Annotated in this window: 8 protein-coding genes; 6 read left to right on the forward strand and 2 right to left on the reverse strand. The window is 72.4% G+C overall.

What is annotated here, in order from left to right; translation table 11 throughout:
• The 6 genes from AC1D12_RS17410 to AC1D12_RS17435 all read left to right on the forward strand — a co-directional run.
• Positions 1 to 579 (forward strand): DUF3348 family protein (locus tag AC1D12_RS17410; protein ID WP_477841807.1); only part of this gene is annotated, 579 nt, incomplete at its 5' end.
• Positions 576 to 2408 (forward strand): coiled-coil domain-containing protein, encoded by a 1833-nt coding sequence (locus AC1D12_RS17415; RefSeq protein WP_477841809.1) that lies wholly within the window; start codon positions 576 to 578, stop codon positions 2406 to 2408. The genes AC1D12_RS17410 and AC1D12_RS17415, both read left to right, overlap by 4 nt.
• Positions 2408 to 3055, forward strand: coding sequence for an OmpA family protein (locus AC1D12_RS17420; protein WP_477841811.1), 648 nt, complete (start codon positions 2408 to 2410; stop codon positions 3053 to 3055). Before AC1D12_RS17415 ends, AC1D12_RS17420 begins: the two co-directional genes overlap by 1 nt.
• Positions 3027 to 3593: a DUF2894 domain-containing protein gene (locus AC1D12_RS17425; RefSeq protein WP_477841813.1), complete on the forward strand. Its 567-nt coding sequence runs from the start codon at positions 3027 to 3029 to the stop codon at positions 3591 to 3593. Before AC1D12_RS17420 ends, AC1D12_RS17425 begins: the two co-directional genes overlap by 29 nt.
• A 142-nt stretch (positions 3594 to 3735) precedes the next feature.
• Positions 3736 to 5892: a hybrid sensor histidine kinase/response regulator gene (locus AC1D12_RS17430; protein ID WP_477841815.1), complete on the forward strand. Its 2157-nt coding sequence runs from the start codon at positions 3736 to 3738 to the stop codon at positions 5890 to 5892.
• 250 nt (positions 5893 to 6142) lie between these two features.
• A complete protein-coding gene (locus AC1D12_RS17435; protein WP_477841817.1) occupies positions 6143 to 7099 on the forward strand; it encodes a LysR family transcriptional regulator in 957 nt (318 codons plus the stop codon).
• 6 nt (positions 7100 to 7105) lie between these two features.
• Here the strand turns inward: AC1D12_RS17435 and AC1D12_RS17440 are convergent, their stop codons facing one another.
• Positions 7106 to 7666, reverse strand: a complete 561-nt coding sequence (locus AC1D12_RS17440) for a carboxymuconolactone decarboxylase family protein (RefSeq protein WP_477841819.1) — start codon at positions 7664 to 7666, stop codon at positions 7106 to 7108.
• Between the two features lie 11 nt (positions 7667 to 7677).
• Positions 7678 to 8222: YbfB/YjiJ family MFS transporter (locus AC1D12_RS17445; protein WP_477841821.1), on the reverse strand; the 545-nt coding region annotated here is incomplete at its 5' end.

Consider the following 8222-nt stretch of genomic DNA (forward strand, 5'->3'; position numbering starts at 1 on the left):
GCCCTGAAGGACAGCTTCTCCGACGGGCTGTGCCGGTGGGTCGACTGGACCGACGCGATCTCGTTGTCGTCGGCGCTCGATGGCCCGCAGGACGCACCCGCCGAGGCGCCTTCCCAGCGCACGGCCGCGACCGCGGCCGACCGCGAATGCCGCCGCGTGCGCGACGCCATCACCAAGCTCGCCGTGCCGGACCCGACCACCGACGATTTCCCGCCGCACCGCCAGCGCTACCTCGGCTGGCAGCAGGCGATGGACACCCAGATCACCCCGCTGCGCCGCAAGCTGCGCGCCTCGCTGTCGGCGGCCTCGCCCGCACTCGCGCGGCTGGCCGCCGTCGATGCGGTGATGGAGAAGGTCATCGGCGCCCGCGAACGCACGCTGCTGTCGACGGTGCCGGCCTGGCTCGAACAGCACTTCGAGCGCGTGCGCAGCGCAGCCCCTGAAGACCAGCCAGACCGCTGGCGCACCCCCTTCTGCCAGGACATGCGCGAGGTGCTCCTCGCCGAACTGGACCTCCGAATGCAACCGGTCGAAGGGCTGCTCGACGCCCTTCGCGGGTCACCCCCTGACCAACCATGACCAGATTCCTCCCTCACGCCGTGTTCGCCACCGGCCTGGCCGCCCTCGGCTGGGTCGGCGCGGGCTACCTCGGCTCCCACCCGCTGGCACTCGCCATCACCGCGCTCATCGCGGCGTTCTACCTGATGGGCGCGCTCGAACTGCACCGCTTCCGGCAGGCCACCGCGGCGCTGGCCCACGCCGTCGCCGGCCTCGCCGATCCGCTGCCCGCGCTGCGTCCCTGGCTCGACAGCGTGCCCGCGTCGCTGCAGAACGCCGTGCGCCGCCGCATCGAAGGCGAGTCCGCCGGCTTCCCCGGCCCGGCCCTCGCGCCCTACCTCGCCGGCCTGCTGGTCCTGCTGGGCATGCTCGGCACCTTCGTCGGCATGGTGTTCACGCTGCGCGGCACCGGCATGGCGCTCGACACCTCGACCGACCTGCAAGCCGTCCGCGCCTCGCTGGTGGCCCCGGTGCAAGGCCTCGGCCTCGCGTTCGGCACCTCGATCGCCGGCGTTGCCACCTCGGCGGCACTCGGCCTGCTGTCGGCGCTGGCCCGCCGCGAGCGCGTGCAGGCGCTGCAGGCGCTCGACGCGAAGATCGCCACCACGCTGCGCCCCTTCTCGGTGGTGCACCAGCGCGAGGAATCGCTGAAGCTGATGCAGCGCCAGGTCGAGCAGATGCCCGCGCTGGTCGACGGCCTGCACGCCGTGATGCAGGCGATGGAGCGGCAGGCCGAGGCGACGAACGCCCGTCTGCTGGCCAGCCAGGAGCGCTTCCACGGCACGGCCGAGGCGGCCTTCATGGCGCTCGCCTCGTCGGTCGATCGCACGCTGAAGGAGAGCCTCGCCGAGAGCGCCCGCCTGGCCGGCGCAACGATCGGCCCGGCCGTCGAGGCCACGATGGCCGGTGTCGCGCGCGAGACCGCTTCGCTGCACGCGACGCTCGGCAAGTCCTGGCAATCGTCGCTCGATGGCTTTGCGCAGGCCTTCGAGCAGCGTTCGACGGCGCTGCTGGGAACGGTGGCGCAGTCGCATGCCGACCTGCAGTCGGCGTCTGCATTGCAGGAGCAGGAACGCCTGGCCGCGATGGCGGACAGCCTTGAATCGATGGCCGCTTCGCTGCGGCACGAATGGCAGCAGGCGGGCTCGCAAAGCCTCGCGCAGCAGCAGCAGGTCTGCGAGACGATGGAGCGCACCGCCCGCGACATCACGGCCCAGGCCGCATCGCAATCGAAGGCGACCACCGCCGAGATCGCGCGCCTGCTGCAAGCCGCGTCCGAAGCCCCGCGTGCCGCGGCCGAGGTGATCGTCGAGCTGCGCCAGAAGCTGTCCGACAGCATGGCGCGCGACAACACGCTGCTCGACGAGCGCGCCCGCATCCTCGGCACGCTCGGCGCCCTGCTCGACACCGTGCAGCAGGCCGCCACCGAGCAGCGCGGCGCGATCGATGCGCTGGTCGGTTCGTCGGCGGCGCTGCTCGAGCGCGTCGGCGCCCGCTTCGGCGAACAGGTCGAGGCGCAGACCGACAAGCTCGCCGCGGTGGCCGCGCAGGTCACCGGCAGCGCGGTCGAGGTCGCGAGCCTCGGCGATGCGTTCGGCCTGGCGGTCGAGCTGTTCGGCCAGTCGAACGACAAGCTGGTGAACCAGCTGCAGCGCATCGACAGCGCGCYCGGCAAGTCGCTGGCGCGCAGCGATGAGCAGCTCGCCTACTACGTGGCCCAGGCGCGCGAGGTCATCGACCTGAGCCTGCTGTCGCAGAAGCAGATCATCGAGGACCTGCAGCGGCTGTCCGGCAAGGCGGCCCATGCGTCGACTCCAGCGGCCCCGGCGGCCACGGCGGCGGTGCGCTGATGGACGAGATCGACGCGGGCCTGGAATCGACGACGCCGGTGTGGGCCGTCTTCGGCGACCTGATGGCCGGCCTGCTGGGCGCCTTCGTGCTGATCCTGCTGTGTGCGATCGGCGCGCAGCTGGAGCTGGCGAGCCGGCTCGAGAACGAGGTGAAGCAGCACCAGCTCGAAGAGCAGCGGCGCCAGGCGCTGGAGCGCGCGCTGGCCGCACCACTCGCCGCAGGCCGCGTGACGCTGGACCACGGCCGCATCGGCATCAGCGGCAGCGTGCTGTTCGCCTTCAATTCGGCCGACCTGCAGCCCGAAGGCCGGCAGCTGCTGACGAGCCTGGCCGCGCCGCTCGCCGCCTACCTGCACGCGCGTGACGAGGTGCTGATGGTCAGCGGCTTCACCGACGACCGCCAGGTGCGCGGCGGCAACCGGCAGTTCGCCGACAACTGGGAGCTGTCGGCCCAGCGCGCGCTGACGGTGACGCGCACGCTGATCGAGGAGGGCGTGCCGTCGGCATCGGTCTTCGCGGCGGCCTTCGGCGCGGAGCAGCCGGTGGCGTCGAACGCCGATGCCGACGGCCGCTCGCGCAACCGGCGCGTCGAGATGGCACCCACCCCCCGACCCTCGCGTGCCGCATCGGCACCGTCGCATGGTTGAAGCAGCGATCCAGGCGCTGCGCGAGCGCGGAGCGCCGCACGTCGATCCGGTCCGCTTCCGCCTCATCGAGTCGCTGGCCCGCCGCGCGGCGAGCCACGAGGGCGCAGCCCGGCGCGTGCTCGACGACCGGCTCGCCGTGCTGCTCTCGGCATGCGGCCAGGCGCTGGACCGGGCGGGATCGCAAGGCGAGCGCCCCGCGCCGCCCGCCGAAGCGGGCCCGGCACCGCGCGGCCCGCTGGCCGATCTCGTGGCAGGTCTGGCACGGCAGGCGCCGATCCAGCCGACGGCGCAGGCCCCCGCTGCAGCCGTCGAACTGGACACCCTGCCATTCTTCCGGCGCACCTGGTCACGCCTGAGCGCCGATCAACGCCTGGCGCAGTCGCAGGCCGCCCTGCCGGACAACGCCGGCCCGCTGAACTCGCACCACCTCGTGCATCGCTCGCTGACGCTGATGCGCGACCTGTCGCCGGGCTACTTCGACCGATTCGTGGCCCATGTCGATGCCTTGCTGAGCCTGCAACAGGGCCACAAGGGGTGATCCGTGCCGGAAGGCGCATCCCCAAGCTTGTGGATGCCGGCGTGGGTGGAACTGCGGTTGTCGCTGGTTCTGCAGCAGGGCTATAACCTTCTCATCGCAACGAGCGCACGCCACCCCGCGTGCCGCGACGCAGGGAGCCGACGTGAGCGACGAGCCGACCGCACAGGACTGGCGCCAGCCGTTTCGGCGCCTGGCCGTCGGCGCCGCGCTGGCGCTGGCCGTGGTGGCGGGCTTCCTCGCGTTCTCGCTGTGGACCAGCCACCAGCGCTACCAGTCAGCGGCGGCCGACAACCTGCAGAACCTCACGCTGAACCTGGAGCGCTACCTCTTCACGCGCTTGCAGGCGGCCGACCTGGTGCTGCAGTCGGCGGCGCAGGAGTTCCGCCGCTTGAGCGGCCAGGGCCCGGTGCGTGCCGACCAGTTCACCGAGGTGCTGATCGGCTTGCAGCAGCGCCTGCCCGAGGCGCCGGCGTTGCGCGCGGCCGATGCGGACGGCCTCGTGAAGTTCGGTGCCGGCGCCGACGCGCAGCGGGCGCTCAGCGTCGCGCAGCGCCACTTCTTCAAGCAGGCCGTCAATGTGCCGGGCCTGGTGCTCGGGCTGCCGCTCAAGTCGCGCATCACGTCGCGCTGGGTGCTGCCGATCGCACGCCAGCTGCGCGACAGCAGCGGCGCGCTGGCCGGCGTCGTGTACCTCAACATGGACCTCGACGAGCTGGGCGGCATCATGCGCTCGCTGCGGGTCGGCGAGCGCGGCGTGATCACCGTCTTCAACACCGACCGCGAGGTGCTGCTGCGCCTGCCGGAAGTCCCGCTGGTGGCCGACGAGACGCCGGCGCGCCTGAGCTCGCCGGAGACGCAGCAGGCCGTGGCGAGCGCGCAGGCGGCGGGCGGCTTCGAGACCCGCAGCACGATCGACGGGCAGATGCGCACCGTGATGTACCGGCAGCTCGGGCGCTACCCGGCCTACGTGCTGATCGGGCTCGAGCAGGGCGAGCTGATGGCCCCATGGCGGCGCGAGCTGACCATCTCCGCGGCCTTCTGGCTGTGCCTGGTGGCCGGCATCGCCGTGCTGCTGGGCACACAGTACCGGGCCGCGCGGCACCGTGCGGCGGTGCTGTGCGAACTGGAGGCGGCGCGCGCGCGGGCCGAAGCGGCCAGCCGCGCCAAGTCGATGTTCCTCGCGAACATGAGCCACGAGATCCGCACGCCGCTCAACGGCGTGCTCGGCTTCGCGCAGATCGGGTACCGCGACCTCACGTCATCGCCCGAGGTGCGCAGCCGTTTCGGGCGCATCCTCGAATCCGGCAAGCTGCTGCAGGGCATCCTGAACGACGTGCTCGACATGTCGAAGATCGAGGCCGGCAAGCTGCTGCTCGACGAGTCGCTCACGCCGCTGCGGCCGATCGCGCAGCGCGCGGTCGACCTGGTGCGCCAGGCGGCCGCCGACAAGGGTGTCGGGCTGCACCTGCTGGTCGATGAGCGCGTGCCCGCGCAGATGCGGGTCGACGGCCTGCGGCTCGGGCAGGTGTTGCTGAACCTGCTGTCGAATGCGGTGAAGTTCACCGATGCGGGCGAGGTCTCGCTGAGCCTGCAGGTGGACCATGGCGAGCTGCTGGTCGAGGTCAGCGACAGCGGCGTCGGCATGTCGGCCGAGCAGGTGGGGCGGCTGTTCGTGTCGTTCGAGCAGGCGGATCCGTCGACGACGCGGCGCTACGGCGGCACCGGGCTGGGTCTCGCGATCAGCAAGCGGCTGGTCGAGCTGATGAAGGGATCGATCCGGGTGTCGAGCCGCGCCGGTGAGGGCTCGGTGTTCTGCGTGCGCCTGCCGCTGGCGGGTGCGATGCCGGCCGGCCCGGGCTCGGCCGGGCGCGAGGCGGTGGCCGAGCGGGGCGAGGTGGGCGAGCCGGTGCGCGAGCGGCTGGCCGGCCTGCAGGTGCTGGTGGCGGAGGACAACATCGTCAACCAGATCGTGATCCAGAGCCTGCTCGAGAGCGAGGGTGCGCAGGCCGACATCGTCGGCGACGGGCACCTGGCGGTGGCGCGGGTCACGACGCCGGGCGTCCGCTACGACGTGGTGCTGCTCGACGTGATGATGCCCGGCATCGACGGCTACGAGACCGCGCGGCGCATCCACGCGCTGTACCCGCAGCTGCCGATCATCGGCCAGACGGCGCATGCGCTGCCCGAGGAGCACGCGCACTGCATCGCCTCCGGCATGGTCGACCGCGTGACCAAGCCGATCGATGCGGACGAGCTGGTGCGGGTGGTGCTGCGGCATTGCGGCAGCCGGGTGACCTGAGCGCCGCAGGCCCGCCGAGGTGGCTCAGGTAGACGCGGCCCTGGTTGGGCGCGAACAGCACGCGGTGCGCCTTCAGGAAGGCATCGGTCGAATCCTTCCGGTGCGGGTGTGGCCGGCATGCTCGCCATCTGTCGTGCTGCCGGGCCATCTGTTCGCGCGATGGTAGCGGTGGTTGCCGGTGTCGCAGCCTCTAGAGTCGTGCGATCGTGCGCACCATTTCTTCTTTCCCTTGATCGACCGTTTCCAAGGCATGGAAGTCTTCACCCGCGTGGTGGAGCTGGGCAGCTTCTCGCGTGCCGGCCTGGCGCTGCGGATGCCGAAGGCGCGCGTGAGCGTCGTGATCCAGGCGCTGGAGGCGCACCTCGGCGTGCGCCTGCTCCACCGCACGACGCGGCGCCTCAGCCTGACCGACGAAGGCGCGCTGTACCACCAGCGCGCGCTCGCGATGCTCGGGCAGATGCGCGAACTCGAGGACGCGCTGCACGATCCGGCGGGCGCGCCGTGCGGGCGGCTGCGTGTCGACGTGCCGGCGGCGTTCGGGCGCCAGGTCGTCGCGCCGGCGCTGCCGGATTTCTTCCGCCGCTATCCCGAGGTGGTCGTCGAGCTCGGCAGCTCCGATCGCCCGGTCGACCTGCTGGCCGAGGGCTACGACTTCGTCGTGCGCGGCGGCGAGGTGCACGACGAGCGGCTGGTGGTCTGCCCGCTCGGCCGCCTGCCGGTCGTCACCTGTGCCGCGCCCGCCTACCTCGATGCCCACGGCACGCCGCACGGGCTCGACGATCTCGCGCAGCACCGCTTCGTCAACTTCTACTCGCCGCGCGACGGCCACCTGTTCCCGTTCGACTTCCACCGCGGCGGCGAGCACCAGCAGCTGCACGGCGCGCACCGCGTGGCCTGCAACGATGCCGATACCTACATCGCCGCCGGCGTCGCCGGGCTGGGCCTGGTGCAGCTGCCGTGCACCCGCGCCGTCATCGACCACCTCGCGCACGGCCGCCTGGTGCCGGTGCTGGCCGACTGGAGTGCCGGCGGCCTGCCGCTCACGCTGCTGCAGGCGCGCCGGCCGTACCCGATGGCCAAGCTGCGGGCCTTCAGCGACTGGCTGGTGGCGCTGTTCCAGCGCGAGTTCGACGGCTTGCCGAGCCACCTCGACAGCGGGCTGCCGTCACCGTGGCTCGCGATCTTCGAGCGGCCCCCGTTGCGCTGAGCCGATTCAGGGCGGCAGCACCGGCAGCGGCGCGATGTCGCCACCCGGCTCGGCCGGGATGTGCGCCACGTTCAGCACCATCGAGACCATCGCGAAGTAGCCGACCAGGCCGGTCAGCTCGACGGCACCGGCCTCGCCGAAGCGTTCCACGCTGCGCGCCCAGGTCGCCTCGCTGACGCCGTGCTGCGCCAGCAGCTCGGTGCAGAAGTCGTGCACCAGCGTCTCGTCGGCATCCATCGTGTCGGGGCGGCGGCCGTCGCGCAGCGCGTCGATCGTGGCCTGCGCCGTGCCGGCCTGCAGCGCGAGCGCCACGTGCACCTTCCATTCGAACTGCTGCCGCCAATGGCGGGCCACCAGCAGCGTCGCGAACTCGCTGACGCGCGCCGGCAGCGAGGTGCCGAAGCGCAGGAAGGCGCCCAGCTTCTGCACGTGGGCGAGCAGCTCGGGGCTGCGCAGCAGCGCGATGAACGGTCCCTTGACGGCCTTGCGCGGCCCGGCGATCAGTTCATCGGCGGCGGCGCGCTGGGCCGGGGTCATGGCATGGTCGGGCAGGGGTGGAAGTCGCATGGGGGCTCGCTTCAGGGGTGGACGGGGAGGGGGCGCGCACGCGGCCGCAGCAGCACGGCCGCGCTGGCCAGCAGCGCCGCGGCGGCCGCGAGGCTGGGCCCGATGATGACCGATGACAGCGGGCCGGCCGGCACCGTCAGCGGCCCGACCAGCTGGCCGAGCGCGAAGGCCGCCGTCATCGTCGCGACGAGCCGCGCGGAGCCGTCGCCGGCCACCCGGCGCGCTTCCTGGAAACCGGCCATCGTGACGACCATGAAGGTGCCGCCGACGCAGGCGGCGCACACCAGCAGCGCGCCCAGCCCGGGCGCCAGCGCCGGTGCCGCCACGCCCACCGCCATCAGCACCAGGCCCCAGCCGAACACGCGGCGCGGGGCGACCGGCGTGAACCAGCGCATCGCCACCAGCGTCGAGACGGCGCCGGCCAGCCCGAACAATGGCCAGGCCCAGCCGAACACCTGCGGATCCGGGAACAGCTGCCGGCCGAGCGCCGGCAGGAAGGTCGCCGGGATGATGTAGCCGTAGCCGAACAGGCCGTAGCAGGCGATCAGGATCCACG

Source organism: Rhizobacter sp. P1_G5, from assembly GCF_056405435.1.